The 24,346-nt window shown below is 62.8% G+C and carries 34 protein-coding genes; 28 read left to right on the forward strand and 6 right to left on the reverse strand.

Annotation, left to right across the window (positions count from 1 at the left end; translation table 11 throughout):
* Window positions 1-18 precede the first annotated feature (18 nt).
* The 19 genes from rplB to map all read left to right on the forward strand — a co-directional run bounded on the left by rplB (window position 19) and on the right by map (window position 11,255).
* Window positions 19-858, forward strand: coding sequence for a 50S ribosomal protein L2 (rplB, locus tag GK109_RS15805; protein ID WP_066277871.1), 840 nt, complete (start codon window positions 19-21; stop codon window positions 856-858).
* 12 nt (window positions 859-870) lie between these two features.
* A complete protein-coding gene (gene rpsS / locus GK109_RS15810; RefSeq protein WP_003803803.1) occupies window positions 871-1,152 on the forward strand; it encodes a 30S ribosomal protein S19 in 282 nt (93 codons plus the stop codon).
* 38 nt (window positions 1,153-1,190) lie between these two features.
* A complete protein-coding gene (gene rplV / locus GK109_RS15815) occupies window positions 1,191-1,556 on the forward strand; it encodes a 50S ribosomal protein L22 (protein WP_009358304.1) in 366 nt (121 codons plus the stop codon).
* On the forward strand, window positions 1,557-2,402 hold the full coding sequence (rpsC, locus tag GK109_RS15820; RefSeq protein WP_321214079.1) for a 30S ribosomal protein S3: 846 nt from the start codon (window positions 1,557-1,559) through the stop codon (window positions 2,400-2,402).
* Window positions 2,403-2,819 (forward strand): 50S ribosomal protein L16, encoded by a 417-nt coding sequence (gene rplP, locus GK109_RS15825; protein WP_013601829.1) that lies wholly within the window; start codon window positions 2,403-2,405, stop codon window positions 2,817-2,819.
* A gap of 2 nt (window positions 2,820-2,821) precedes the next feature.
* Window positions 2,822-3,151 carry a 50S ribosomal protein L29 gene (gene rpmC, locus GK109_RS22255; RefSeq protein ID WP_013601828.1) on the forward strand — a complete coding sequence of 110 codons (330 nt, stop codon included), beginning with the start codon at window positions 2,822-2,824 and terminating at the stop codon, window positions 3,149-3,151.
* Window positions 3,148-3,453 (forward strand): 30S ribosomal protein S17, encoded by a 306-nt coding sequence (gene rpsQ, locus GK109_RS15835; RefSeq protein WP_013601827.1) that lies wholly within the window; start codon window positions 3,148-3,150, stop codon window positions 3,451-3,453. Before rpmC ends, rpsQ begins: the two co-directional genes overlap by 4 nt.
* A gap of 638 nt (window positions 3,454-4,091) precedes the next feature.
* Window positions 4,092-4,460, forward strand: a complete 369-nt coding sequence (rplN, locus tag GK109_RS15840) for a 50S ribosomal protein L14 (RefSeq protein WP_009358299.1) — start codon at window positions 4,092-4,094, stop codon at window positions 4,458-4,460.
* A 3-nt stretch (window positions 4,461-4,463) separates the two neighbouring features.
* Window positions 4,464-4,826, forward strand: a complete 363-nt coding sequence (gene rplX / locus GK109_RS15845) for a 50S ribosomal protein L24 (RefSeq protein WP_102975106.1) — start codon at window positions 4,464-4,466, stop codon at window positions 4,824-4,826.
* On the forward strand, window positions 4,826-5,407 hold the full coding sequence (gene rplE, locus GK109_RS15850; protein ID WP_102975105.1) for a 50S ribosomal protein L5: 582 nt from the start codon (window positions 4,826-4,828) through the stop codon (window positions 5,405-5,407). The genes rplX and rplE overlap by 1 nt, the downstream gene beginning before the upstream one ends.
* Window positions 5,408-5,500: 93 nt before the next feature.
* Entirely contained in the window at window positions 5,501-5,899 is a 399-nt protein-coding gene (gene rpsH / locus GK109_RS15855; RefSeq protein ID WP_041652213.1) for a 30S ribosomal protein S8, read from the forward strand.
* Window positions 5,900-5,917: 18 nt separating this feature from the next.
* Window positions 5,918-6,454 (forward strand): 50S ribosomal protein L6, encoded by a 537-nt coding sequence (rplF, locus tag GK109_RS15860; protein WP_050054319.1) that lies wholly within the window; start codon window positions 5,918-5,920, stop codon window positions 6,452-6,454.
* Window positions 6,455-6,456: 2 nt separating this feature from the next.
* Window positions 6,457-6,840 (forward strand): 50S ribosomal protein L18, encoded by a 384-nt coding sequence (gene rplR, locus GK109_RS15865; RefSeq protein ID WP_157241605.1) that lies wholly within the window; start codon window positions 6,457-6,459, stop codon window positions 6,838-6,840.
* Entirely contained in the window at window positions 6,837-7,559 is a 723-nt protein-coding gene (rpsE, locus tag GK109_RS15870) for a 30S ribosomal protein S5 (protein ID WP_321214078.1), read from the forward strand. Before rplR ends, rpsE begins: the two co-directional genes overlap by 4 nt.
* Window positions 7,560-7,561: 2 nt before the next feature.
* The gene (rpmD, locus tag GK109_RS15875; RefSeq protein ID WP_078027228.1) at window positions 7,562-7,768 is read left to right on the forward strand and encodes a 50S ribosomal protein L30; all 207 of its coding nucleotides are present in this window, start codon (window positions 7,562-7,564) and stop codon (window positions 7,766-7,768) included.
* Window positions 7,769-8,254, forward strand: coding sequence for a 50S ribosomal protein L15 (rplO, locus tag GK109_RS15880; protein ID WP_157241606.1), 486 nt, complete (start codon window positions 7,769-7,771; stop codon window positions 8,252-8,254).
* Between the two features lie 215 nt (window positions 8,255-8,469).
* Window positions 8,470-9,780 (forward strand): preprotein translocase subunit SecY, encoded by a 1,311-nt coding sequence (gene secY / locus GK109_RS15885; protein ID WP_157241607.1) that lies wholly within the window; start codon window positions 8,470-8,472, stop codon window positions 9,778-9,780.
* A gap of 5 nt (window positions 9,781-9,785) precedes the next feature.
* On the forward strand, window positions 9,786-10,355 hold the full coding sequence (locus GK109_RS15890) for an adenylate kinase (protein WP_197432583.1): 570 nt from the start codon (window positions 9,786-9,788) through the stop codon (window positions 10,353-10,355).
* Between the two features lie 72 nt (window positions 10,356-10,427).
* Window positions 10,428-11,255 (forward strand): type I methionyl aminopeptidase, encoded by an 828-nt coding sequence (gene map, locus GK109_RS15895; RefSeq protein WP_157241608.1) that lies wholly within the window; start codon window positions 10,428-10,430, stop codon window positions 11,253-11,255.
* 86 nt (window positions 11,256-11,341) lie between these two features.
* Here map and GK109_RS15900 read toward each other — a convergent pair whose 3' ends face one another.
* From GK109_RS15900 to GK109_RS15910, 3 genes are all read right to left on the reverse strand, one after another.
* On the reverse strand, window positions 11,342-12,685 hold the full coding sequence (locus tag GK109_RS15900; protein WP_157241609.1) for an ABC transporter substrate-binding protein: 1,344 nt from the start codon (window positions 12,683-12,685) through the stop codon (window positions 11,342-11,344).
* A gap of 74 nt (window positions 12,686-12,759) precedes the next feature.
* Window positions 12,760-13,680 (reverse strand): carbohydrate ABC transporter permease, encoded by a 921-nt coding sequence (locus GK109_RS15905; RefSeq protein WP_370460634.1) that lies wholly within the window; start codon window positions 13,678-13,680, stop codon window positions 12,760-12,762.
* Window positions 13,677-14,633: a carbohydrate ABC transporter permease gene (locus tag GK109_RS15910; RefSeq protein ID WP_197432481.1), complete on the reverse strand. Its 957-nt coding sequence runs from the start codon at window positions 14,631-14,633 to the stop codon at window positions 13,677-13,679. The genes GK109_RS15905 and GK109_RS15910 overlap by 4 nt, the downstream gene beginning before the upstream one ends.
* A 238-nt stretch (window positions 14,634-14,871) precedes the next feature.
* Between GK109_RS15910 and GK109_RS15915 the strand changes: the two genes are divergently transcribed.
* The 8 genes from GK109_RS15915 to GK109_RS15950 all read left to right on the forward strand — a co-directional run bounded on the left by GK109_RS15915 (window position 14,872) and on the right by GK109_RS15950 (window position 20,114).
* Window positions 14,872-15,807: a P1 family peptidase gene (locus GK109_RS15915; RefSeq protein ID WP_157241610.1), complete on the forward strand. Its 936-nt coding sequence runs from the start codon at window positions 14,872-14,874 to the stop codon at window positions 15,805-15,807.
* A gap of 167 nt (window positions 15,808-15,974) precedes the next feature.
* Window positions 15,975-16,196 carry a translation initiation factor IF-1 gene (infA, locus tag GK109_RS15920; protein WP_009358723.1) on the forward strand — a complete coding sequence of 74 codons (222 nt, stop codon included), beginning with the start codon at window positions 15,975-15,977 and terminating at the stop codon, window positions 16,194-16,196.
* Window positions 16,197-16,266: 70 nt separating this feature from the next.
* Complete coding sequence (gene rpmJ / locus GK109_RS15925; RefSeq protein WP_009358722.1) at window positions 16,267-16,380, forward strand: 50S ribosomal protein L36; 114 nt, start codon at window positions 16,267-16,269, stop codon at window positions 16,378-16,380.
* A 183-nt stretch (window positions 16,381-16,563) separates the two neighbouring features.
* Entirely contained in the window at window positions 16,564-16,938 is a 375-nt protein-coding gene (gene rpsM, locus GK109_RS15930) for a 30S ribosomal protein S13 (protein ID WP_003803743.1), read from the forward strand.
* A gap of 54 nt (window positions 16,939-16,992) precedes the next feature.
* On the forward strand, window positions 16,993-17,394 hold the full coding sequence (gene rpsK / locus GK109_RS15935) for a 30S ribosomal protein S11 (protein WP_018769149.1): 402 nt from the start codon (window positions 16,993-16,995) through the stop codon (window positions 17,392-17,394).
* 130 nt (window positions 17,395-17,524) lie between these two features.
* Entirely contained in the window at window positions 17,525-18,535 is a 1,011-nt protein-coding gene (locus GK109_RS15940; protein ID WP_013601812.1) for a DNA-directed RNA polymerase subunit alpha, read from the forward strand.
* Window positions 18,536-18,606: 71 nt separating this feature from the next.
* A complete protein-coding gene (gene rplQ / locus GK109_RS15945) occupies window positions 18,607-19,188 on the forward strand; it encodes a 50S ribosomal protein L17 (RefSeq protein ID WP_157241611.1) in 582 nt (193 codons plus the stop codon).
* 32 nt (window positions 19,189-19,220) lie between these two features.
* Window positions 19,221-20,114 carry a tRNA pseudouridine(38-40) synthase TruA gene (locus GK109_RS15950; RefSeq protein WP_197432482.1) on the forward strand — a complete coding sequence of 298 codons (894 nt, stop codon included), beginning with the start codon at window positions 19,221-19,223 and terminating at the stop codon, window positions 20,112-20,114.
* A gap of 67 nt (window positions 20,115-20,181) precedes the next feature.
* Here GK109_RS15950 and GK109_RS15955 read toward each other — a convergent pair whose 3' ends face one another.
* Window positions 20,182-21,852: a cell wall metabolism sensor histidine kinase WalK gene (locus tag GK109_RS15955; RefSeq protein WP_157241612.1), complete on the reverse strand. Its 1,671-nt coding sequence runs from the start codon at window positions 21,850-21,852 to the stop codon at window positions 20,182-20,184.
* A gap of 252 nt (window positions 21,853-22,104) precedes the next feature.
* On the opposite strand from GK109_RS15955, the gene GK109_RS15960 reads away from it, so the two are divergent.
* A complete protein-coding gene (locus GK109_RS15960) occupies window positions 22,105-22,896 on the forward strand; it encodes a response regulator transcription factor (protein WP_157241613.1) in 792 nt (263 codons plus the stop codon).
* A 7-nt stretch (window positions 22,897-22,903) separates the two neighbouring features.
* On the opposite strand, the gene GK109_RS15965 is transcribed toward GK109_RS15960, so the two are convergent.
* Together GK109_RS15965 and GK109_RS15970 are read right to left on the reverse strand one after the other, a co-directional pair.
* Window positions 22,904-23,368, reverse strand: coding sequence for an Hpt domain-containing protein (locus tag GK109_RS15965; protein WP_197432483.1), 465 nt, complete (start codon window positions 23,366-23,368; stop codon window positions 22,904-22,906).
* 91 nt (window positions 23,369-23,459) lie between these two features.
* On the reverse strand, window positions 23,460-24,344 hold the full coding sequence (locus GK109_RS15970; RefSeq protein ID WP_157243030.1) for a type II secretion system F family protein: 885 nt from the start codon (window positions 24,342-24,344) through the stop codon (window positions 23,460-23,462).
* Window positions 24,345-24,346: the final 2 nt, after the last annotated feature.

Below are 24,346 nucleotides of genomic sequence, written 5' to 3' on the forward strand. Positions count from 1 at the left end.
TTAACGAGGAAATAAATTATGGGAATCCGTAAATACAAGCCGACTACCCCGGGCCGTCGTGGCTCGAGCGTAGCGGACTTCACCGAAATCACGCGGTCGACTCCGGAAAAGTCGTTGGTACGTCCGCTGCCCAAAAAGGGTGGCCGTAACAACACCGGTAAGATCACCACCCGTCACAAGGGTGGCGGACACAAGCGCCAGTACCGTCTGATCGACTTCCGTCGTCACGACAAGGACGGCGTGGACGCCCGCGTTGCTGAAATTGAGTACGATCCGAACCGTACGGCTCGCATCGCCCTCCTGCACTACGTTGATGGCACCAAGCGTTACATCATCGCCCCGAACAAGCTGTCCCAGGGTGACTTCGTAGAGGCCGGCGCCAACGCTGACATCAAGCCTGGCAACAACCTGCCCCTGCGCAACATCCCCGTGGGTACCGTTATCCACGCAGTTGAACTGCGTCCGGGTGGCGGCGCCAAGATGGGCCGCTCCGCCGGTGCATCCATCCAGCTTGTTGCCAAGGAAGGCCGTTTCGCCCAGCTGCGTCTGCCTTCCGGCGAAATCCGCAACGTTGACGTGCGCTGCCGCGCAACCGTCGGCGAGGTCGGCAACGCCGAGCAGTCGAACATCAACTGGGGCAAGGCCGGCCGCATGCGCTGGAAGGGCGTCCGCCCGACCGTCCGTGGTGTCGCCATGAACCCGGTTGACCACCCGCACGGTGGTGGTGAGGGTAAGACGTCCGGTGGACGTAACCCCGTCAACCCCAACGGTCAGCGGGAAGGCCGCACCCGCCGCCCCAACAAAGAGAGCGACAAGCTTATTGTTCGTCGCCGTCGTACTGGCAAGAACAAGCGATAGGAGCCTGGACACATGCCACGCAGCCTGAAAAAAGGTCCTTTCGTCGACCAGCACCTCTTTGTGAAGGTAGCCAGGGAAAACGAAAAGGGCACCAAGAACGTCATCAAGACCTGGTCCCGCCGTTCGATGATCATCCCCGACATGCTCGGACACACGATCGCCGTACACGACGGACGCAAGCACATTCCGGTGTTTGTCACTGAGTCGATGGTCGGGCACAAGCTCGGCGAATTCGCTCCCACGCGGACATTCCGCGGCCATGTCAAGGACGACCGTAAGGGCAAGCGCCGCTAGGCGCCTGCACTTACGTCAAAGACGAGAGAAGGAAAGCAATGGAAGCCAAGGCAATTGCGCGCCACATCCGCGTAACGCCTATGAAGGCCCGGCGCGTCGTCAACCTTGTTCGTGGATTGCAAGCGAATGAGGCTCTGGCAATTCTGAAGTTTGCCCCCCAGGCAGCTTCGGAGCCGGTATTCAAGGTAGTACAGTCGGCAATCTCCAACGCCCGGGTCCTCGCGGACCGCGACGGCGTGGCGTTTGACGAAGGTGACCTCATCATCAGCGAAGCGTTTGTTGATGAAGGCCCGACCATGAAGCGGTTCCAGCCGCGTGCCCAGGGTCGTGCATTTCAGATCAAGAAGCGCACCAGCCACATCACCGTGGTAGTCGCTACCCCGGAGAAAGAGGAGGCTCGCTAAGTGGGACAGAAAGTAAACCCGCACGGGTTCCGACTCGGCATCACCACCGATCACGTATCGCACTGGTTCGCTGACAGCACCAAGGCCGGCCAGCGGTACAAGGACTTCGTTCGCGAAGACATCCGCATCCGCCAGCTCATGTCCACGGGCATGGAGCGCGCCGGTATCGCCAAGGTTGAGATCGAGCGCACCCGTGACCGCGTCCGCGTGGACATCCACACGGCCCGTCCCGGCATCGTCATCGGCCGCCGTGGAGCAGAAGCAGACCGCATCCGCGGCGAGCTCGAAAAGCTCACCGGCAAGCAGGTCCAGCTGAACATCCTCGAGGTCAAGAACCCCGAGATGGAAGCCCAGCTTGTTGCCCAGGGCGTTGCTGAGCAGCTGACTTCACGTGTGGCGTTCCGCCGCGCAATGAAGAAGGCCATGCAGTCTGCGCAGCGTGCAGGTGCCAAGGGCATCCGTATCGCCTGCTCCGGTCGACTGGGTGGCGCTGAAATGTCCCGCTCGGAGTTCTACCGCGAAGGCCGTGTGCCCCTGCACACCCTCCGCGCGAACATCGACTACGGCTTCTACGAAGCCAAGACCACCTTCGGCCGCATCGGCGTGAAGGTCTGGATCTACAAGGGTGACGTCACCGCCAAGGAACTGGCCCAGCAGGCCGCTTCCGCCCCGTCCCGTGGCCGCGGTGCCAGCGACCGTCCGGGCCGCCCGGGTGGCGCTGACCGTGGTGACCGCCGCCGTCGCAACGACCGCCCGGCCGCTGACGCAGCTCCTGCTGCCGAGGCTCCGGCAGCTGAGGCAGCTGCAGCCGCACCGGCACAGGCTGTAGAAGGAGGACAGGCTTAAATGCTTATCCCACGTCGAGTCAAGCACCGTAAGCAGCACCACCCGGGTCGTTCCGGCGCTGCTACGGGCGGCACCAAGGTCTCCTTCGGTGAGTACGGCATCCAGGCCCTGAGCCCGGCATACGTCACCAACCGTCAGATCGAGTCTGCCCGTATCGCGATGACCCGCCACATCAAGCGTGGCGGTAAGGTCTGGATCAACATCTACCCGGACCGTCCCCTGACCAAGAAGCCTGCCGAAACCCGCATGGGTTCCGGTAAGGGTTCACCGGAATGGTGGGTCGCAAACGTCAAGCCGGGCCGGGTTCTCTTCGAGATCTCCGGTGTCGAGGAATCGGTAGCCCGCGAGGCACTGCGCCTGGCAATCCACAAGCTCCCGTTGAAGGCACGCATTCTGCGTCGCGAAGGTGGTGAATAGAAATGGCAGTAGGATCCAAGGATCTGGCTCCCGCACAGCTGGACGGTTTCGACAACGAGCGTCTCGTTGAAGAACTCCGCAAGGCCAAGGAAGAGCTGTTCAACCTGCGTTTCCAGTCCGCCACCGGACAGCTGGAGAACCACGGTCGTCTGCGCGCGGTAAAGAAGGACATCGCCCGCATCTACACCGTTCTCCGTGAGCGCGAGCTGGGCATTCGTGCCGAGGTTGCCGCACCGGTTGTGGAAGCCAAGGAAGAGAAGAAGTCCAAGAAGGCCGCAACCAAGAAGGCCGAGCCGGCTGAAACGGTTGAGACCGAGGAGGATGCCAAGTGAGTGAAAAGGACGAGAACGTGACGGAAACTGCTACCGCAGCCACGGCTGAGCAGCGCGGTTACCGCAAGACGCGTCGCGGCTACGTGGTCTCTGACAAGATGGAAAAGACCATCGTTGTCCAGGTTGAAGACCGCGTGAAGCACGCCCTGTACGGCAAGGTCATCCGCCGTACCTCCAAGGTCAAGGCTCACGACGAGAACAACACCGCCGGCATCGGCGACCTCGTTGTTATCGCCGAGACCCGCCCGCTGTCCGCCACCAAGAACTGGCGGCTCGTGGAAATCCTCGAGAAGGCCAAGTAGCACCTGCTGCTTCGGTAACCGGAAACCCCTGCTCCCCTGGGAGCGGGGGTTTCCGCTTTAACGGCGTGGACGCGTGGTGACCGCACGACGGCGGTGCTGCGGCTTCCCGGGGGAGTGGCACGCAAGGTGGGCCGAAAGACCCCCGCGCATGGCGCCGTCGTGCCCCCCGCGACGCTCTCTCACTTAACGTCGGTTTTTGGCCGATGCTCTCTCACTTTCCTGAGGACAGTGAGAGAGCGATGACCGAAAAGGCGCATTAAGTGAGAGAGCGTCCGACGGCGGGGAGCGGCACCAGAGGTGGGCCGTCAGGCTGCAGTGCGTAACGGCGTCGTCCGCCTTGCGGGGGAGCGCCGGCGGTGATATGGGGACTGGCCGGAACTGTGCTAAGATTTTGAGTTTGTATGGCGCCTTTCGTGCGCCGTCATCAACCTCGTAAACAAGCGTGCCATGGCATAGTGCCCCCTTGCGCCCAGGAGCAGTCCTGGACCGGATGGGAGCAACTGCTTCTGGCACGGGAGTTTAGGCCTGGTCTGGCAAAATCCAGGCAGGTCAAGAGACACCCCGATCAACCGTTCCGCAAGGCTCATTCCGTAGGAAGATTTTCGGTCTGAGAACCGGCGCGACGCAAGGAGTAAATAGTGATTCAGCAGGAGTCGCGACTCAAGGTCGCCGACAACACGGGTGCTAAGGAAATCCTTACCATTCGCGTTCTCGGTGGATCTGGCCGTCGCTACGCAGGCATCGGTGACGTCATTGTCGCCACCGTCAAGGATGCAATCCCGGGCGGCAACGTAAAGAAGGGCGATGTTGTCAAGGCAGTCATCGTCCGTACCAAGAAGGAACGCCGCCGTGCGGATGGTTCCTACATCAAGTTTGACGAGAACGCAGCTGTGATCCTGAAGGGCGACGGTGACCCCCGCGGTACCCGTATCTTCGGACCGGTTGGTCGTGAACTCCGTGACAAGAAGTTCATGAAGATCGTTTCTTTGGCTCCGGAGGTGCTCTAGTCCATGGCTTCTAAGATCAAGAAGGGTGACCTCGTTCAGGTCATCACTGGCGCCAAGGCTGAGCGCGGCGGCGACCGCGGCAAGCAGGGCAAGGTCCTGCGTGTTTTTACCGACACCAACCGCGTGTTGGTTGAAGGCGTTAACCGCGTAACCAAGCACACCAAGGTCGGTCAGTCGCAGCGCGGCACCAAGACCGGTGGCATCGAGGTTGTTGAAGCCCCGATCCACATCTCCAACGTGGCTCTGGTTGACCCGTCCACCAAGAAGCCCACCCGCGTCGGCTTCCGCACTGAGACCGTTGAGCGTAACGGCAAGCAGCGCGAAGTCCGCATCCGCGTGGCCAAGAGCTCAGGGAAGGACATCTAATGACTGAGACTCTCGAGACTCCGGCAACGAAGATCGTTCCTCGTCTGAAGACCAAGTACGCAGAATCCATCAAGAGCACGCTCATTGAGGAATTCAAGTACCAGAACGTCAACCAGGTTCCCCGCCTCGTGAAGGTCGTTGTGAACATGGGTGTTGGAGATGCCGCCAAGGACTCCAAGCTGATCGACGGCGCTGTCCGCGACCTCACCCAGATCACCGGCCAGAAGCCGCAGGTAACCAAGGCCCGCAAGTCGATCGCACAGTTCAAGCTGCGCGAAGGCATGCCCATCGGTGCGCACGCTACCCTGCGTGGCGACCGCATGTGGGAATTCCTGGATCGTCTTGTCACCCTGGCACTGCCCCGTATCCGCGACTTCCGCGGACTGAGCGGCAAGCAGTTCGATGGCAACGGCAACTACACCTTCGGTCTGACCGAGCAGGTTATGTTCCACGAAATCGACCAGGACAAGATCGACCGCGTCCGCGGTATGGACATCACGGTTGTTACCACTGCCAAGACCGATGACGAAGGCCGTGCGCTGCTCAAGGCGCTTGGTTTCCCGTTCAAGGCCGAAGACTAATCTAACTACGTAAAAGGTCCGGCGGCACGGCCCTGACTCCGGTCAGGGAAGCTGCGCCGCGGAAACCGTTACGAGGAAGGGCAAGAGCCCACCATGACAATGACAGATCCTGTCGCAGACATGCTTACGCGTCTGCGCAATGCAAACTCGGCATACCACGACACCGTGACCATGCCGTACAGCAAGCTCAAGGCACGCGTCGCCGACATCCTCAAGGCCGAAGGTTTCATCGCCGGCTGGAAGGAAGAGGACGCTGAGGTTGGCAAGAAGCTGACCATCGAGCTCAAGTTCGGACCGAACCGCGAGCGTTCAATCGCTGGCGTTCGCCGTATCTCCAAGCCGGGCCTGCGTGTTTACGCAAAGTCCACCAACCTGCCGCACGTGCTCGGTGGCCTGGGTGTCGCAATCCTGTCCACCTCTTCCGGCCTCCTGACTGACAAGCAGGCCGGCAAGAAGGGCGTGGGCGGCGAAGTCCTCGCGTACGTCTGGTAACGGGAAAGGAAGAGAATAATGTCACGTATTGGACGTCTCCCCATCACCGTTCCTGCCGGCGTTGAGGTCAAGGTTGACGGCTCTGTCGTCAGCGTCAAGGGATCCAAAGGCGAGCTGAACCACACTGTGGCCAGCCCGATCGAGGTCACCCTGGATGCAGACACCCTGACTGTCGCCCGCCCGAACGACGAGCGCGCCTCCCGTTCACTCCACGGCCTGACCCGCACCCTGATCTCCAACATGATCGAGGGCGTCACCAAGGGCTACGAGAAGAAGCTTGAAATCGTCGGTACCGGTTACCGCGTTCAGGCCAAGGGATCTGACCTTGAGTTCGCTCTCGGTTTCAGCCACCCGGTCAATGTCTCCGCACCGGAGGGCATCACCTTTGCAGTTGAGACCCCGACCAAGCTCTCTGTTTCAGGTATCAACAAGCAGCAGGTCGGCGAGGTTGCTGCCAACATTCGCAAGCTGCGGAAGCCGGACCCCTACAAGGGCAAGGGCATCCGTTACGCCGGCGAAGTCATCCGCCGCAAGGTCGGAAAGGCTGGTAAGTAACCATGGCCATCTCAATTAACAAGAAGCGTACGAACAAGAGCAAGTCTGCTTCGCGCAGCCGCCGCCAGCTTCGTATCCGTAAGCGCATCTCCGGTACGGCTGTACGTCCGCGTCTGGTCGTCAACCGTTCCGCACGCCACGTATTCGTCCAGGTTGTCGATGACACCAAGGGCCAGACCGTAGCGAGCGCCTCCACTCTGGAAGCCGACCTTCGTGCATTCGACGGCGACAAGACTGCCAAGGCCAAGCGCGTTGGCGAACTCGTCGCAGAGCGTGCCAAGGCTGCCGGTATCGAAGCTGTTGTCTTCGACCGCGGTGGTAACAAGTACCACGGCCGGATCGCCGCCGTCGCTGACGGTGCACGTGAAGGTGGGCTGTCACTGTGACGGAAGCAAACAAGGAAAAGGACACTGTGTCTGCAGATCAGAAGGCTACTGAAGCCGTAGCTGCCACTGAGACCACTGCCCCCGCAGCTGCCGATGACCGCCGTGGTGGCGCTCGTCGCGGCGAGCGTGGCGACCGTGGCCAGGGCCGCGGCGACCGTGGTGGCCGTGGCGGCCGCGATGGCGGCCGTGAAGCCGAGAAGAGCCAGTTCGTAGAGCGCGTCGTCACCATCAACCGCGTTTCCAAGGTGGTCAAGGGTGGTCGTCGCTTCAGCTTCACCGCCCTGGTCGTCGTCGGTGACGGCAACGGTATGGTCGGCGTTGGCTACGGCAAGGCTAAGGAAGTTCCTGCCGCAATCGCAAAGGGCGTAGAAGAAGCTAAGAAGTCCTTCTTCCGCGTTCCCCGCGTTGGCAGCACCATCCCGCACCGCGTTCAGGGTGAGGCTGCCGCAGGCGTCGTAATGCTGCGTCCGGCCTCCGCCGGTACCGGTGTTATCGCCGGTGGCCCGGTCCGTGCAGTACTGGAGTGCGTGGGCATCCACGACATCCTCTCCAAGTCGCTCGGTTCCTCCAACGCCATCAACATCGTTCACGCGACTGTTGACGCCCTGAAGCGCCTCGAAGAGCCGGCAGCAGTGGCAGCACGCCGCGGCCTGCCCCTCGACGAGATCGCTCCGCCGGCACTGGTGAAGGCCCTTCTGAACATGAAGGCAGGTGCCTAGTCATGGCTAAGAACCTGATTCCCTCCGACGCGCAGTTGGAGATCACTCAGATCAAGTCCGCCATTGGCGGCAAGCAGAACCAGCGCGACACCCTGCGGTCCCTCGGCCTGAAGCGGATCGGACAGACTGTTGTCCGCACCGCCGATGCCGTGACTGTTGGAATGCTCAACACGGTTCCGCACCTGGTAAAGGTAGAGGAGGCGAAGTAAATGGCAGAGAACACTGCTGATAAGGCACAGGCTGCTGAGAAGCAGAACGCCCTGAAGGTTCACCACCTGCGTCCCGCCCCGGGTGCCAAGACCGCCAAGACCCGTGTTGGTCGTGGTGAAGCATCCAAGGGTAAGACCGCTGGCCGTGGCACGAAGGGTACTGCAGCCCGCTACCAGATCAAGGCTGGCTTTGCCGGCGGCCAGTTGCCGCTGCACATGCGCCTGCCCAAGCTGCGCGGCTTCAAGAACCCGTTCCGGGTCGAGTACCAGGTTGTAAACCTGGACAAGCTCAACGAGCTGTTCCCCGAAGGTGGCGCAGTCACCGTGGAGAACCTGGTCGAAAAGGGTGCCGTTCGCAAGAACCAGCCCGTCAAGGTGCTGGGCACCGGCGACATCACCGTCAAGGTTGACGTCACCGCCCACGCATTCTCGGCCAGCGCCGCTGAAAAGATTGCCGCAGCAGGCGGAAGCACCACCGCTCTCTAGAGCCGGTGGGCGCCAAGCCCGTTGTTGAACTCCCGGTCCCGGGGCTACGGCCCCGGGACCGGGAGTTTTTTCCATCCGCCCGGCGTTTTTTCGCCGCCATCCGGCGCAGCGCCGCTGCCGCGGATTGTTCGCAGGGCGCATACACCCGTTAGACTCGGTTGTTGGGATTCATCGATCCCCATCACACCACTCTTATAGACACCACAGGAGGACGCTTGCTTAGCGCATTTGGCCGGGCCTTTCGCACGCCTGATCTGCGACGCAAGTTGTTGTTCACGCTGGGAATCATCACCATCTTCCGCTTGGGTGCCTTCATTCCCTCGCCTGGTGTGAACTACCAGAACGTGCAGCAATGCTTGCAGGGCGGTCAGACGGCAGGCGGGCTGTACCAGCTCGTGAACCTGTTCAGCGGCGGAGCCCTGCTGCAGGTGTCCATCTTCGCCCTGGGTATCATGCCGTACATCACGGCAAGCATCATCGTCCAGTTGCTCCGGGTGGTCATTCCCCGGTTCCAGGAACTGTACGAGGAAGGCGCGTCCGGCCAGTCGAAACTGACCCAGTACACGCGCTACCTCACCATCGCGCTCGGCCTGCTCAATGCCACCACCCTGGTATCGCTGGCGCGTTCCGGCCAGCTGCTGCCGGGCTGCAACCTGCAGATCATTCCCGACAGCAGCGTGATCACCACCATCCTGATCATCATCACCCTGACGGCCGGCACCGGCCTGATCATGTGGATGGGCGAACTCGTGACCGAGAAGGGCGTGGGCAACGGCATGTCGCTGCTGATCTTCACGTCCATTGCTGCCACCTTCCCCACCTCCCTGGGCGCCATCTGGACCTCGCAGGGTCCCGGCACCTTCTTTATCGTCCTTGCCGTGGGCCTGCTCACCGTGGCCCTGGTGGTCTTCGTTGAGCAATCGCAGCGCCGCGTTCCTGTTCAGTACGCGAAGCGGATGATCGGCCGCCGGACCGTGGGCGGCACCAGCACCTACATCCCCATCAAGGTCAACATGGCCGGTGTCATCCCGGTGATCTTCGCGTCCTCCATGCTGTACCTGCCGGGCCTGGTTGCGCAGTTCAACCAGCCCAAGCAGGGCGAGCAGCTCCAGCCGTGGGTTGAATGGATCAATAACAACCTGACACGCGGTGACCACCCGATCTATATGGTTCTGTACTTCGCCATGATCGTGTTCTTTACCTACTTCTATGTCGCGATCACCTTCAACCCTGAAGAGGTCTCGGACAACATGAAGAAGTACGGCGGCTTTATCCCGGGTATCCGCGCGGGTAAGCCGACCGCTGACTATCTGCAGTACGTGCTCTCCAGGATCACCCTGCCAGGAGCCCTGTACCTGGGCTTCGTGGCGCTGATTCCGCTGGTTGCACTGGTACTGATCAACGCGAACCAGAACTTCCCGTTCGGTGGCACCTCGATCCTGATCATGGTGGGCGTGGGTCTGGAGACCGTCAAGCAGATTGACGCACAGCTACAACAACGTCACTACGAAGGGCTTTTGCGATGACGAGAATGCTGATTATTGGGCCTCCGGGCTCCGGAAAAGGAACGCAGGCGGAACGGATTTCAGAACGCCTCGGCGTTGTGGCCATCTCCACCGGCGACATCTTCCGTGCAAACGTGAAGGGCGAAACGCCGCTTGGCATCGAGGCCAAGAAGTACATGGACAACGGCGACTTCGTTCCGGACAGCGTGACCAACAAGATGGTGCGGGACCGGCTCAGCGAGTCCGACGTCGAAAACGGCTTCCTGCTGGACGGCTACCCCCGCACCACCGCCCAGGTGGACTACCTGGACGAGATCCTCGCCAAGGGTGAGGAAAAGCTCGACGTCGTCCTGCAGCTGACTGCCGACGATGAGGAACTGGTGCACCGGCTGCTCGGCCGGGCCAAGGAAACGGGCCGGAGCGACGACAACGAAGCCGTCATCCGCCACCGCCTTGACCTGTACCACGAGCAGACCGAAGCCGTGGTGGCCAAGTACGCCGAGCGCGGCATCCTCACCCAGGTGGACGGCATCGGCCCCATCGACGAGGTCACCGACCGCGTGATGCAGGCCATCAAGGCAGCGCAGGCAGCCTGATCCAGGCGGCAGTTATCCGAGGCTCCTCCCGTCATCCGGGAGGAGCCTCAGCCATTTGAAAGAAGGAACACCATGGCCTTTGGCCAGCCCCGCATCGAATACAAGACCAATGCCCAGATGCGCATCATGCACGAGGCAGGCCTGGTCCTGAGCCGCGCGCTTGACGCTGCCGTTGCCGCGGCCGTGCCCGGAGTGACCACCAAGCACCTGGACGACGTCTTCGCCGCCGTGCTGAACGAGGCGGGCGCAAAGTCGAACTTCCTCGGCTACCACGGCTTTCCGGCCACGATCTGCACCTCCGTCAATGAGGAAGTGGTGCACGGCATCCCCGGCAGCCGCGTGCTCAAGGACGGGGACATCATCTCGATCGACGGCGGCGCAATCGTGAACGGCTGGCACTCCGACTCCGCCAGGACCGTCATCGTGGGCACCGCCGATCCGGAGGACCAGCGCCTGTCTGACGTGACCAATGCAGCCATGTGGCGCGGAATCGCGGCACTGGCCACCGGCAAGCATGTGGGTGACATCGGGGCCGCCATCGACGACTACGTTTCCGCAGTCCCCGGCAAGCCGTTGGGGATCCTCGAAGATTACGTAGGCCACGGCATCGGCTCGGAAATGCACATGGCCCCGGATGTGCTGAACTACCGCACCAGCCACCGTGGACCCAAGATCCGGCCCGGGCTCTGCCTCGCGATCGAGCCCATGCTGGTGCGCGGCGGCATCGACACCGCTGTCCTTGAGGACGACTGGACCGTGGTGACCACGGACGGCCAGCGCTCCTGCCAGTGGGAGCACTCCGTGGCTGTCCATGAGAAGGGCATCTGGGTGCTGTCAGCGCCCGACGGCGGCGCGGAGCACCTGGTGCCCCTCGGGGTCACCCCGGTGCCGGTCCCGTAGCCCCGCGGCCTTCCTGCCCAGGCAGAAGCGCCGGCTGACGTTGTGATTCCACAACGTCAGCCGGCGCTTCGTCCTTAAGGAGAAACTCAACTGAGCTTCGGCTTGACGTCCTTTTCGTATATGCCCTCCAGCGTCTTCTTGAGGCTGGTCATGGTGGACTTGACGTCCGCCTGCTGGGTAAGGATCGCTGCGGCCGCCTTGGCCAGTTCCTGGTCAGCACCCGGGAGGAACACGCGGGCATTGTCCTGGACCCGCGTAACAGCCAGCTGGTCCACGGCAGTCTGGATCTGCGGCGTCCGGGCCAGGACCGCCTTCATGTCCGCCGACTCGCGGGTGGGCATGTAGCCGGTGGCAGCCGAGAAGGCTGCGCTGTTTTCCGGCTCGGTCATGAACTTGATGAACGTGCCGGCTGCCAGCTGCTCTTCCTTGGTGATGCCGCTGGGGATGCCCAGCCCTGCGCCGCCGGTGGGGCAGACGTTGGTCTCGGCCTTCGGTCCGCCGGGAAGGAAGCCCACACCCACATTGAACGGCGCGGACTTCAGCACACCGAGGAGGGACCCGGTGGAGGAGATCGTGGACGAGGTCAGCCCGGCGGAGAAGTCGTCCGCAGCTTCCTTGGAGGAGACGCCGGCCCACCCGTTCTTGTAGATGGAGTCCTGGGCCCACTGCAGCGCTTCGATGGATTCAGGTGAATCACAGGTGATCTCCCATTCCTTGGACCAGGAGCCACCCCAGCCCCAGAGGTTGTTTTGCAGGGTCCAGCCCGCGTAGCCCGCCAGTGCCGGATAGATGTAGGCGTACTGCGCGCCTGAGCTGGCCTTCAGCTTGGGCGCCCACTCGCCGAACTCCTGCCAGGTCTTGGGTGCCCGGTCCGGCAGCCCGGCCGCCTTGAAGTGGTCCTTGTTGTAATAGAACAGGGGAGTTGAACGCCCGTAAGGGAGCGCCCATTGCTTGTCGTTGTACTTGTAGTCGTCCACGAGTGACTTCCGGAAATCGTCCAGCTTGATGTCCAGCTGCTTGACGAGGGCGTCCACCGGGATGATGCTGCCGTTGGTGAAGTAGCGGAACCACCAGACATCGGAGAGGACCACGACGCCCGGGAGGCCGGATTTTGCCGCCTGCGAGGTCTGGAACTTCTGCGCGATTTCCTCGTAGTTCGCGCCGGCTGTGACCAGGTTGACCCGGATGTCCGGGAACTTGGCGTGGAACTTCTCAATAATGGCCTTTTCGACGTCCTGCGACTTACCCGGGTGGTTGGACCAGAAGTCGATTTTCGCGGCCGGTTTCACTCCACTGAAGTCGAGTTCCGCGGCTTCGCTGGCCTTGGGCGTGCCGCTCGTGGACGGGCCGCCGCAGGCTGCCAGGGCAGCGGCCGACGCCGTGACCCCGGCGAGTCCCAGGAAGTGCCTCCGATCGAGGTGCTGTGTCATGTGCAGGTCCTTTCGTTGGGTGCCGCATTGAGGAGTTGGGTGCTTCTTCTGTGACGAACGACGGCGGCACGGGCTTACCCGGTGACGCTGCCCTGGGTGAGCCCGGCGACGATGTAACGCTGGAGGGCTGCGAAAACGATAAGGATGGGGACGATGACCAGGACGGCGCCGGCCATGAGGATGCCCCATCCGGAGGCGTTGCCCTCGGAGTTCTGGAGCAGTGTCAGGCCCACCGGCAGGGTCATGGTGTCGGGACGGTCCGTGATGATCAGCGGCCAGATGTACTCGTTCCACTCGCTGACAATGGTCACGAGTGCCACCGTGGCGATGGAGGGAACGGAGACCGGCACCACGATCCGCCAGAGGCGGCGCCAGTGGCCGGCGCCATCGATTTCCGCCGACTCAAGGATGGAGGCGGGCAGTGTGAGGAAGTGCTGGCGCAGGAGGAAGGTTCCGAAGGCGGTTCCGAGGCCCGGGAGGATGATGCCCCACAGGGTGTTCTTTCCGCCCATTCCCGAGATCAGGATGTAGTTGGGCAGGATGGACACCTGGGGCGGCACCATAAGGGCCACCAGGATCAGGACGAAAATCGCGTTTTTGAACGGGAAGCGCACGAACACCAGGGCGTAGGCCGTCAGGATGGCCAGGATGACTTTCACGCTGGCGCCCGTCACCGTGACGATGGTGCTGTTCAGGAAGAACTGGCCGAAGGGCACAGTGGTCATCGCGATCTGGTAGTTCTGCAGATCGAGGCCTTCCGGCAGGATCTTCAGGTCCATGGTGATGATCTCACCAGGCTGCTTGAAAGAGCTGAGCACCATCCAGAGCAGCGGCAGGAAGACCACCAGGGTTGCCAGGACCAGCGGGACGTAGCCGCCGAGGACGGCTTGCGCCAGGTTGCGCCGCGAGAAGGGCCGATCGCGGGGAAGAAGCGGTCCGGCTTCCTGCGTTGCCGGGACGGTGGGGTCCGGGTTGACCGGTGACAGGGAGCTCACGAGTAGTGCACCTTCCGCTCCACGAAACGCAGTTGGAACACGGTGATCACCAGGAGGATCGCAAACAGGACCACCGAGATGGCCGCCGAATAGCCTGCGCGGTTGAAGGCACCAAACGCCTGGAGATACGCCTCGTAGATCAGGGTGCTGGTACCGGTTCCCAACGGGGTCATGATGCGGATCAGGTCGAAGGCCTGCAGCGAGGACAGCATGGTGGTGATCAGCAGGAAGAACGTGGTGGGGGACAGGAGGGGCAACGACATGCTGATGAACCGCCGGAACCCGTTCGCGCCATCCAGGGACGCCGCCTCCATGACATCCTGCGGCAGGGACTGCAGCCCGGCCAGGTAGACCACCGCGCAGTACCCCAGGTTCTTCCAGACGTAGACGAGGATGACCATGACCAGGGAAAGCTGCGGGTCATTGATCCACTGCGGGCTCTGCTGGCCGATGCCCCGGAGCAGCCAGGCCAGGACGCCGTAGCCGGGATCGAAAATGAAGAGCCACACCAGGCCCACGCCCACGCCGGACAGGACGTAGGGAGCGAATACCGCTGAACGGGCGAAGGTGGTTCCCGGGACTTTCGCATTCAGCGCCAGGGCGATGAGCAGCCCCAGGATCATGGATCCGCCCACCGTGACTGCAGTGAAGATCGCCGTGGTGCCCAGTACCTTGGAGGCGTCGTCGCTGGTGAAGAAGGTGACGTAGTTATTGATGCCCACCACCGTGGCTGAGGGCGACCCCAGGGTCCAGTCCAGCGTGGAGTAGTAGATGTTGCTGACCAAAGGCCTGTATGTGAAGACGGCGATCAGCACCAGGTTGGGCAAAGCGAGGGCAAGGAACACGAAGAAGTCACGCCGGGTTCGCTGCGTCCAGCGCCGGCGTCCAGGGGCGGCGGCGGGTCCGGGCTTCGTGGGATCGGTGGACGGATGGGGTGCGAGTTGACGGGTCATGCGGTCTCTCACGGGATTCGTGCCTGCTCGTGGCCGGCCGTGGTCGGGGGAGTCTAGCCATTACTTCACCACAAAGTCAGTAGGCGGAAAGCTACGAATGCCCTCGTGAGGGGACTGTTATACGAGGCTTCATTGCCTGTTAACGCTGTGCTGCCTGCAGTCTTGCACAAACTTTGTTTGAAAGTCAGGGACCCGCCGTATTCATCAGTTTGCTGGTCAAAAGGGCAGAATGGATGGCATGGGAGCGATCACCGATGTCCCCGGCATCCGGGTTGGCCACGCGCAAAGGTCCGACGACGGCTGGCTGACCGGGGTGACGGTGGTCCTTCCGCCGCCGGGCACGGTGGGTTCGGTGGATGTCCAGGGAGGCGGACCGGCCACCCATGAGACGGACGCTCTGGATCCCACCACCCTGGTCAGCGCCGTCGACGCCGTGGTCCTCACCGGCGGCAGCGCGTACGGCCTTGCCTCCGCCGCCGGCGCCCAGCGCTGGTGCGAGGAGAACGGCCGCGGGTTCCCGGTGCCCGGGGGAGTAGTCCCTATCGTGCCGGCCGCCGCGATCTTCGACCTGGGCAGGGGCGGGGACTTCTCCGCACGTCCGACGGCGGACATGGGCTACGCGGCAACCGCCGCCGCTGCGTCGCAAACGGAAGGGCACGACGTCGGACGCGGCAACGTGGGCGCCGGCACCGGGGCCCTCATCGGCAGGGGACAGTTCAAAGGCGGCGCAGGCACGGCCTCCATCACGCTGGACAACGGCATCGTTGTCGGAGCCCTTGCCATCGTCAATGCGTTGGGACTCCCCTTTGGGTTCGAGAGGCCCAATCGCCATGATGCAGACGCCCCGCTGAACACCACCCTCGTTGTTGTCGCCACCAATGCGGTGCTCGATGTTGCCGAGTGCAAGCGAACTGCTTCGGCGGCGCACGCCGGGATAGCAAGGGCCCTGAATCCGAGCCACACCCTGGCTGACGGGGACACTGTATTCTGCCTGGCCACCCAGGCTGCGGCACTCGATCGTTCGGACGAAGCTGCCCGGCGGCTCAGCCTCATCACCCTGCAGAGTGCGGCAGCCGACGTCGTACGTTTGGCCATCCTCGACGGCATAGCCAGTGCCCGGGCCGTGAGCACTCCGGCGGGGGAATATGGTGCGTACGGCGGCGGGATGCGCTAGCATGGCTGGATTTAACTTTCGCTGCAAAGTGGCGTAGTGTTGTTTGTTGGTTGTCTGGACTGCCACGCCCTTTTGGGTCTGGAGCCGGCAATCGATCCAACCAAAACGTTCGTGGCCATGCCCGGTGCAATCCGGCAGGGCTGCGGCAACAACAGTTAGCGGAGGGTATGGCCAAGAAGGACGGGGTCATTGAGATCGAAGGCGTTGTGACCGAGGCGCTGCCTAACGCGATGTTTCGCGTTGAGCTCACCAACAAGCACATCGTTCTGGCACACATCTCTGGAAAGATGCGTCAGCACTACATCCGAATCCTCCCAGAGGACCGCGTAGTGGTGGAGCTGAGCCCGTACGACCTCACCCGTGGTCGTATCGTCTACCGCTACAAGTAAATTGCTGGGCGGCTTCAGCGCGAGCTGAGCGCCGCTCCAGTTGACCAACTGTTACACGCAAAGGAATGCCATGAAGGTCAAGCCGAGCGTCAAGCAGATCTGCGAAAAGTGCAAAGTGATCCGCCGTAATGGCCGGGTCATGGTGATCTGCGAGAACCCGCGCCACAAGCAGCGCCAGGGCTAATTTCCCTTCATCGGGAAATCCTGGGTTGCTAACCCACGCAAGTAAATAAAGGCAGCACAAGCTGATCTGGAACATTGAGCTCGAAAGAGTCCGGACAGCTAACCCCCGGTCGGAGGCTGGGGCCGCACAGAACGTGCGGGTGTACTGCCTAGGACCTCCGGTTTATCAAGGAGTACTGCCACTATGGCTCGTCTCGCTGGCGTAGACATTCCCCGCGAAAAGCGGCTGGAAATTGCGCTTACTTACATCTACGGCGTGGGCAAGACCCGTGCACACGAAACCCTGGCTGCCACGGGCATCAGCGCTGACGTTCGCGTCAAGGACCTGACTGACGCCCAGCTGGTTGAGCTGCGTGACTACATTGAAGGCAACTACAAGGTTGAGGGTGACCTTCGCCGCGAAGTAGCAGCAGATATCCGCCGCAAGGTTGAAATCGGCAGCTACGAAGGCCTGCGCCACCGCAAGGGCCTGCCCGTACGCGGACAGCGTACGAAGACCAACGCACGTACCCGCAAGGGCCCGAAGCGTACCGTCGCCGGCAAGAAGAAGGCCCGTTAAAATCCCCGCCGGGACTAACGGACTTTCCCCCGATAACTTTCTGTAGGAGAAAAAATGCCCCCGAAGACTCGTGGCGCGGTTCGCAAGCCGCGTAAGAAGGACAAGAAGAATATCGCGCTGGGCCAGGCGCACATCAAGAGCACTTTTAACAACACCATCGTTTCCATCACGGACCCGAACGGCGCTGTTATCTCTTGGGCTTCCTCAGGTGAGGTTGGCTTCAAGGGCTCGCGTAAGTCCACCCCGTTCGCAGCCCAGATGGCCGCCGAAGCTGCTGCCAAGCGTGCGCAGGAGCACGGCATGCGCAAGGTAGACGTTTTCGTCAAGGGCCCGGGCTCCGGACGCGAGACCGCGATCCGTTCGCTCCAGGCCGCCGGCCTCGAGGTTGGCTCCATCCAGGACGTCACCCCCGCTGCGCACAACGGCTGCCGCCCGCCGAAGCGCCGCCGCGTCTAAGGCTTTTCCGCCGTTTGAGCTTGCCCGGACCGTCGACGGTCCGGGCAAGCCCAGCGCGTTAAGTCTTCAGACCGAATTTCCACCACCTGTGTTGCGTCATATAGCGGATGCTCGCCGAAAGGAAACCTAAGTGCTCATTGCACAGCGCCCCACCCTCTCCGAAGAGGTAGTCTCCGAAAACCGTTCGCGTTTCATCATTGAACCGCTGGAACCGGGCTTCGGCTACACCCTCGGAAACTCCCTCCGCCGTACCCTGCTCTCCTCCATCCCCGGTGCTGCCGTAACCAGCATCCGGATCGATGGCGTGCTGCACGAGTTCACCACGGTTCCGGGTGTCAAGGAAGATGTCACTGAGATCATCCTGAACATCAAGAGCCTCTCGGTCTCCTCCGAGCACGATGAGCCGGTTGTTGCATACCTGCGCAAGCAGGGCCCCGGAGTCGTCACCGCCGCGGACATCGCTCCGCCGGCCGGCGTCGAATTCCACAACCCGGATCTGCACATCGCCACGCTGAACTCGAAGGGCAAGTTCGAACTCGAACTGACCATCGAGCGCGGCCGCGGCTACGTTTCGGCAGCTCAGAACAAGTCCGGCGATGCAGAGATCGGCCGCATCCCGGTCGACTCCATCTACTCGCCGGTGCTGAAGGTTACTTTCCGCGTGGAAGCAACCCGTGTTGAGCAGCGCACCGACTTCGACAAGCTGATTGTCGACGTCGAGACCAAGCAGGCCATCGCCCCGCGCGATGCTGTTGCTTCCGCAGGCACCACCCTGGTGGAGCTCTTCGGTCTGGCACGTGAGCTGAACACCGCAGCTGAAGGTATCGAGATCGGCCCGTCGCCCACCGACGCTGCCCTGGCAGCCGACATGGCACTGCCGATCGAGGATCTGGACCTCACCGTCCGTTCCTACAACTGCCTCAAGCGTGAGGGCATCCACACCGTGGGTGAACTCGTTGCCCGCTCCGAGGCTGACCTGATGGACATCCGCAACTTCGGTGCCAAGTCCATTGACGAGGTCAAGGCAAAGCTGGTTGAACTGGGCCTGTCCCTCAAGGACTCGCCTCCCGGTTTTGACCTCGCAGCACGCGCCGCAGCAATCGAAGAGGACGACGCCGCCTTCGGCGACGACGAACTCTAAACCAGACCTTGGCCGGCGGGCAGGCACCACGGTGTGCAGCGCCCACGGCTTCCATTTGAGGAGAAACAATTATGCCTACCCCCACTAAGGGTCCGCGCCTCGGAGGCGGCCCGGCTCACGAGCGCCTCATGCTCGCGAACCTGGCAGCATCCCTGTTCGAGCACAAGCGGATCACCACCACGGTGACCAAGGCCAAGCGCCTGAAGCCGTACGCAGAGCGCCTGGTCACCTTCGCCAAGCGTGGCGACCTCGCTTCCCGCCGCCGGGTCCTCGGCCTGATCAGCAACAAGGGCGTCGTCCACGAGCTGTTCACCGACATCGCCCAGGCTGTGGAGAACCGCGACGGCGGCTACACCCGCATCACCAAGATCGGCAACCGCAAGGGCGACAACGCTCCCATGGCTGTCATCGAGCTCGTCCTTGAGCCGGTTTCCGCCAAGCAGGCTGTTGTAGCCGAGGCTACCTCCGCTGCGAAGCGCGACGCTGACAAGAAGGAAGCCGCTGCTGCACCCGTTGCAGAAGAGGCTCCCGAGGCAGAGGCTGTTGAAGCCGACGCTGCTGAGGCTCCGGCTGAAGAGGCTGCAACCGAAGAGGCTCCGGCCGCTGAGGAAGCTCCCGAGGCTCCCGCAGCCGAGGAAAAGGACGCGAAGTAATACGCTGACTTCCTTCGCATAGACTTGAGTCTATGAACGACCAAAAACCCGCGGCCCCCGTATTGGGGGGCGGCGGGTTTTTGCGTGTCCGGCTTGATTTGTCGTACGACGGCGGCCCTTTCAGCGGGTGGGCACTGCAGCCTGGCCTGCGCACCGTCCAAGGGGTCCTCGAGGAGGCCCTGCACCTGCTGGTACGGCGGCCGGTCCGCGTCACCGTTGCGGGCCGGACGGACGCGGGAGTGCACGCACGCGGCCAGGTTGTCCACCTGGACCTCACGGAAGCCGAGTGGCGGGGACTGCCCCGCGGGCACGAACTGGATCCCGCCGTCGCCATGCTCCGCAGGATCCGCGGCGCCCTGAGCCGGGTGCTCGGGGACCTCACCGGCGCCGTGGAGGTGCACAGGATTACCCTGGCACCCGAAGGCTTTGACGCCCGTTTCTCGGCCCTGTGGCGGCGCTACAGCTACCGCATCGCGGACGGGCCCGCCCTGTGGGACCCGCTGGGCCGGTACTCCACCCTGTGGCATAAGAACCCGCTGGACGTGGACCTGCTCAACGAGGGTGCCTCCAAGCTCCTGGGGCTGCAGAACTTCCTGTCCTTCTGCAAGCCGCGGGAGGGTGCAACCACTATCCGCGAGCTCCAGCGCTTCGAGTTCACGCGGGCCGAAGACGGCGTCATCGTGGCCACTGTCCAGGCCGACGCTTTTTGCCACAACATGGTGCGCGCCCTGGTCGGCTCTGCCCTTTACGTGGGGGAGGGCGTTGAGGAACCCGGCTGGCTGCACGAGCGCCTGCTGGCCAGGAAGCGGGACGCCAAGTCCGTGCTCGCCGCGCCGCACCCGCTGGTGCTGGAGGAAGTGGCCTACCCGTCCGACGACGAGCTGCTGGCCCGTGCGGAACTGACAAGGGCGCTCCGGGAGCACTGAACCCATCGGTTGCTCCGTAGATGCCGTTTTGAGCCGTCAAAACGGCATCTACGGAGCAGTCGATTCCCTAGAACGACGGCGGGGGCCCGTCCGCCGGTAGTGTCAGCGTGAACGTGCTGCCCTTGCCCTGGCCGCTCTCACAGGTGATGCTGCCGCCGTGGCCCTCCACGATCATCTTGGTGATGGACAGGCCAAGCCCGGCGCCGGCTATGGCCGCTTTCCGTGCAGATTCCGTCCGGAAGAAGCGCTTGAAGACCCTCGCGGTGTCTTCCCGGCTCATCCCCATTCCCGTGTCGCTGACGCTGAGCCGGACCCACTCCTCACTGAAGCTGGCGCTGACGCTGACCGTCCCGCCGTCGGGGGAGTACTTGATGGCGTTGGAGACGAGGTTGTCCAGCGCCTGGCCGATGCGCAGCGGGTCGGCGTAGGCCCAGAGAGGCGAGGGAACGTCGGCCCTGAGCTGGATATGTGCCCGCTCGGCCTGGGCCTGTGCGGAGCCCAGGCTGGTTTCCACCAGGCTGGCCAGGTCTGTCCGCTTGGGGTGCACGTTCAGGGCAACCGAAGCCGACGCCGACAGGTCGGAGACGAGGGCAACCAGCCGTTCCGCGTTCCGCTGGACCACCAGCAGGCGCTGGGCCATCTGTGGCGGCAGTTCAGCGCCGGCGTCATCCAGGACAAGGTCGATGTTTCCGATGATGGAATTCAGGGGCGACTTGAACTCGTGGGAGACGTTCGTGACGAGTTCCTGGTTGGCGGCGAGTGCTTCCACCCAGCCGGTGACATCGCTGTAGACCACCACCGCACCGTTGAAGCTGCCGTCCTCGCTGACCAGGGGCCGGGCGGCCGTGGACACGGCGCGCTGTTCTGTTCCCTCACCGGCCCACACCAGGTAGTCAGCGAAGGACTCACCTGCGATCGCCCGGCTGATGGGACGCTTTTCCGGCGGCAGCAGGGTTCGCCTGTCCTGGCCGAAGATCAGCTGGTGTCCCTGCCCCGGGGCGGCATCGTCGGCGCCGGTGGCCCGGCGGAAGTTCCGCTGCCGGTCGTTGGAGACGAGGAAGCGGCCGGAACGGTCGACGGCGGCAATTCCGACGTCGGTGGCGTCCAGGACCGTCTGGAGCAGCTTTTCCCGTTCCCGGCTTTCGCGCAGCAGCGTCCGGAGCTCCCTGTCCTTCTCCGCGAGTTCACGCTGCTGGAGCCGGACATGGATACTGGCAAACCGGATGGCGAGCGATACCGAGAGCATCATGAGGGGAAAGAGGACAACGGTGGTGATGTCCGTGGCGTTCAGGTTGGGGAAACGTCCCGCAATTGGGGGAAGCATGATGAACATTGGGCCAACAAAGCTCAGCACCAGGCTGGTGCGTGTGAGCATTCCTGAGGCGGAAAGCCAGATCACCGGAAAGACCACCAGGACAGCGAGCCCAGGCAGGAGCGGGGCGGCGCCGTTGCGCAGAAACCCGATGGCCGCGAAGTCCAGGACGGGGACAAACAGATAGGACCGGTGGCCCAGGCGCTCCCACGGCACCAGGAAACAGCCCAGGAAGAGGATCCCATGGAGCAGGATTCCGGCCATATAGAGCGGACTGTGCAGCAATGCTGGCCATGCAAAGGGCGTAGCCGCCGCAAGGCCGGCAACAATCAGCGTCAGCGGAAGCTGGCACAGCACCACCTGGGCCCGGGGTCCGAGACCGCGGAAGAACCGTATAGGTCCACGCTGGAACAAGTGCTCAGCCATGATCGACCACCGTTTCTGGAACTGTCCCGAAGATGGAGCATTCACAGCTGTAATGCATTTCCGCGCGGGTCACCGCGGCCCATCCTTTCGGCTCGTAATCCACATGTCTTGTCATGATAATTGACTTTCCGAAATGAATGGGGAAGTAGATGTGGTCAGTAGAGGTTACGAGTAGCGTATAAATGGTTGGAGCGGATATGGCATTGGCGCTGGGCTGATGGGGGGCCATGTCCGCCTGGCATGGGGATATCAATGGACGAACTTGGCGTGGCTGTGGTAATTGAAGACGATGCCGACGTGCGCAACCTTTTAGAAGGAGTGTTGACGCAGGCAGGGTTTGAAGTGCATACAGCGGCAGACGGACGGGCCGGCGTGGAAGTGGTCCGCGACAAGCAGGCAAATGTTGTGACGCTGGATATCGGGCTTCCCGATATTGACGGTTTTGAAGTTCTGCGGCGGATCCGACATTTCAGTAACGCCTACGTGGTGATGCTGACCGGCAGGACAGAGGAGCCGGACCTGCTGTCCGCACTCAATGCGGGTGCGGACGACTACATCGCCAAGCCTTTCCGGCCCAGGGAACTGCGGGCCCGCGTAGCAGCCATGATGCGCAGGCCTCGGCACGAAATCCAAGGGCAGAAGTCCGCCGGGTCCGCCTGGGGAGCACCTCCCGCGCCGGCCGCCGTCCCGCGGACCCACGACTCCGCCGTCCTGCACCACAATGGACTTACCTTGAACCACCGCACCCGTACGGTGGAGATCAAAGGTCAACCGCTGGGGCTCACCCGCAGCGAGTTCGATTTACTGCATGTGCTGCTGCGCGGCGGCGGTGCAGTGTGCACCCGGGCTGACCTGGTCCGGGCCGTGCGCGGCGAGTTCTATGACCATGACACGTACATCAGCGAGGCGGACGAACGCGCCGTCGAAGTCCACGTGGGCAACCTGCGCCGCAAGCTCAAGGAGGACCAGGTGTCCCCGCGCTGGCTGCAGACAGTCCGCGGCGTGGGCTACCGACTGGCGCCCAGCAGGCCCCCCGAGGGTTAGGTTGGACTCAGTCGTTTTCCAGGATGTAGTTGGCCTGGAGCTCGGACACCGTTTGCCCGCCGTCCTCAGCCACCCGCACCATCAGCACCTGGCCCCGGCGGAAGTCGCCCATGCGGATCACCGCTTCCAGCAGTTCGGCAAGTTTGGCCAGCCGGAGCCCGCCCACCATGGCTGACGTGATCTTCAGGCTGATCACGGCATCAAGGGCTGAGGCCCGGTCCTGGTTCGCAACGGCTGCCGCCAGCCGGGCGTAGCGCTGGTCCCACATGGCGGCGTAGTCGCGGGCGAAGCGCTGGGCCAGGCCGGAGCCGGCGAGCTCGTCTTCCAGCTCTTCGAGGACGGCTGCGTCAACGAGCGGCAAGAGCCCGGCCGCTTCCTGTGAGTGTGGGGTTCCTGCGGCTGAAGCGACCCCGGACGGCAGGGAGCCCGCAGCGGCGGCCTCGCTGCTGAAGCCGGGATCTTGACTGTGCATTGTTCAAGGCTACTTCCTGTAATTCTTCCGGTGTCCTATTTCGGGTGATCCTGTGGAAACCTTGAGCGGATCCTTTGAACCGAGCTGTGGCTTATTGTCCGCTGAAAGTCACGACGGTGTTGATGACGGCCGGTCCAAGAATGGCGATGAAGAGGACCGGGAAAATGAAGAAGAGCAGTGGAAACAGGATCATCACGGGAAGCTTCATCGCCTTTTCTTCCGCGCGCTGCCGCCGCTTTACACGCATCACCTTCGCCTGGATTCGGAGCACCCGGCTGATGGCGATGCCGTAGGTGTCAGCCTGGACTACTGCCTGCACAAAGCTGCGCAGTTCCGGAATGTTGGTCCGTTCTGCCAACGCCTGGTAGGACTCGCGCCGGCTGCGGCCCACCTGCATGTCCTGCAGGGTGCGGACCAGTTCCTCGGCGAGCGGACCCTTGCCGTTTTCCCCTGCACGGGCCATGGCGCCCTCAAAACCGAGGCCGGCCTCCACGGAGATCAGCATTTGGTCCAGCGTGTTGGCCAGTTCCAGCTGCATCGCCTTCTGCCGTTCGGTGCCCTTGCTATAGAGCAGCAGGTCGGGGATGAAGTACCCCAGGAACAGCACGAACAGGCCCGCAAGCTTCATGATGGGCGTACTGCCGATGGCGCTGAGGTAGAGGCCCAGGGACGCCCCCGCTGCGCCGAGCCCGAGCTTGGCGGCGAGGACCTTTGCCAGCGGCATGGACTGGGGCCTGCCGGCCAAGGACAGCAAACGGTCCAGTTTCCGGACATAGGCTGGCGGGGTGAGCCTGTGACCGATGCCCGCCAGAAGGCCTGCCGTATTCTTCTCCGGAGCCTCGGCAGCCCGACGGCCCCGGGTGAGAATGGCAACGGTGGCCGTGCGGGCCTTCCGGTCAACGGAGAGGACGGACCATGCCAGGTAAGCAATGGGCAGGGAAACAAGCATCAGGGAAAACAGCACTGTGGGATTCATGA

It is taken from the genome of Pseudarthrobacter sp. GA104 (assembly GCF_009741265.1).
Lineage (GTDB): Bacteria > Actinomycetota > Actinomycetes > Actinomycetales > Micrococcaceae > Arthrobacter.

What these genes read in the sequence shown, in the direction of transcription:
- rplB (WP_066277871.1), top strand. Translation starts at nt 19, where the DNA reads ATGGGAATCCGTAAATACAAGCCGACTACCCCGGGCCGTCGTGGCTCG.
- rpsS (WP_003803803.1), top strand. Translation starts at nt 871, where the DNA reads ATGCCACGCAGCCTGAAAAAAGGTCCTTTCGTCGACCAGCACCTCTTT.
- rplV (WP_009358304.1), top strand. Translation starts at nt 1,191, where the DNA reads ATGGAAGCCAAGGCAATTGCGCGCCACATCCGCGTAACGCCTATGAAG.
- rplP (WP_013601829.1), top strand. Translation starts at nt 2,403, where the DNA reads ATGCTTATCCCACGTCGAGTCAAGCACCGTAAGCAGCACCACCCGGGT.
- rpmC (WP_013601828.1), top strand. Translation starts at nt 2,822, where the DNA reads ATGGCAGTAGGATCCAAGGATCTGGCTCCCGCACAGCTGGACGGTTTC.
- rplX (WP_102975106.1), top strand. Translation starts at nt 4,464, where the DNA reads ATGGCTTCTAAGATCAAGAAGGGTGACCTCGTTCAGGTCATCACTGGC.
- rplE (WP_102975105.1), top strand. Translation starts at nt 4,826, where the DNA reads ATGACTGAGACTCTCGAGACTCCGGCAACGAAGATCGTTCCTCGTCTG.
- rpsH (WP_041652213.1), top strand. Translation starts at nt 5,501, where the DNA reads ATGACAATGACAGATCCTGTCGCAGACATGCTTACGCGTCTGCGCAAT.
- rplF (WP_050054319.1), top strand. Translation starts at nt 5,918, where the DNA reads ATGTCACGTATTGGACGTCTCCCCATCACCGTTCCTGCCGGCGTTGAG.
- rplR (WP_157241605.1), top strand. Translation starts at nt 6,457, where the DNA reads ATGGCCATCTCAATTAACAAGAAGCGTACGAACAAGAGCAAGTCTGCT.
- rpmD (WP_078027228.1), top strand. Translation starts at nt 7,562, where the DNA reads ATGGCTAAGAACCTGATTCCCTCCGACGCGCAGTTGGAGATCACTCAG.
- rplO (WP_157241606.1), top strand. Translation starts at nt 7,769, where the DNA reads ATGGCAGAGAACACTGCTGATAAGGCACAGGCTGCTGAGAAGCAGAAC.
- GK109_RS15890 (WP_197432583.1), top strand. Translation starts at nt 9,786, where the DNA reads ATGCTGATTATTGGGCCTCCGGGCTCCGGAAAAGGAACGCAGGCGGAA.
- map (WP_157241608.1), top strand. Translation starts at nt 10,428, where the DNA reads ATGGCCTTTGGCCAGCCCCGCATCGAATACAAGACCAATGCCCAGATG.
- GK109_RS15900 (WP_157241609.1), bottom strand. Translation starts at nt 12,685, where the DNA reads ATGACACAGCACCTCGATCGGAGGCACTTCCTGGGACTCGCCGGGGTC.
- GK109_RS15910 (WP_197432481.1), bottom strand. Translation starts at nt 14,633, where the DNA reads ATGACCCGTCAACTCGCACCCCATCCGTCCACCGATCCCACGAAGCCC.
- GK109_RS15915 (WP_157241610.1), top strand. Translation starts at nt 14,872, where the DNA reads ATGGGAGCGATCACCGATGTCCCCGGCATCCGGGTTGGCCACGCGCAA.
- infA (WP_009358723.1), top strand. Translation starts at nt 15,975, where the DNA reads ATGGCCAAGAAGGACGGGGTCATTGAGATCGAAGGCGTTGTGACCGAG.
- rpmJ (WP_009358722.1), top strand. Translation starts at nt 16,267, where the DNA reads ATGAAGGTCAAGCCGAGCGTCAAGCAGATCTGCGAAAAGTGCAAAGTG.
- rpsM (WP_003803743.1), top strand. Translation starts at nt 16,564, where the DNA reads ATGGCTCGTCTCGCTGGCGTAGACATTCCCCGCGAAAAGCGGCTGGAA.
- rpsK (WP_018769149.1), top strand. Translation starts at nt 16,993, where the DNA reads ATGCCCCCGAAGACTCGTGGCGCGGTTCGCAAGCCGCGTAAGAAGGAC.
- rplQ (WP_157241611.1), top strand. Translation starts at nt 18,607, where the DNA reads ATGCCTACCCCCACTAAGGGTCCGCGCCTCGGAGGCGGCCCGGCTCAC.
- GK109_RS15950 (WP_197432482.1), top strand. Translation starts at nt 19,221, where the DNA reads ATGAACGACCAAAAACCCGCGGCCCCCGTATTGGGGGGCGGCGGGTTT.
- GK109_RS15955 (WP_157241612.1), bottom strand. Translation starts at nt 21,852, where the DNA reads ATGGCTGAGCACTTGTTCCAGCGTGGACCTATACGGTTCTTCCGCGGT.
- GK109_RS15960 (WP_157241613.1), top strand. Translation starts at nt 22,105, where the DNA reads ATGGACGAACTTGGCGTGGCTGTGGTAATTGAAGACGATGCCGACGTG.
- GK109_RS15965 (WP_197432483.1), bottom strand. Translation starts at nt 23,368, where the DNA reads ATGCACAGTCAAGATCCCGGCTTCAGCAGCGAGGCCGCCGCTGCGGGC.
- GK109_RS15970 (WP_157243030.1), bottom strand. Translation starts at nt 24,344, where the DNA reads ATGAATCCCACAGTGCTGTTTTCCCTGATGCTTGTTTCCCTGCCCATT.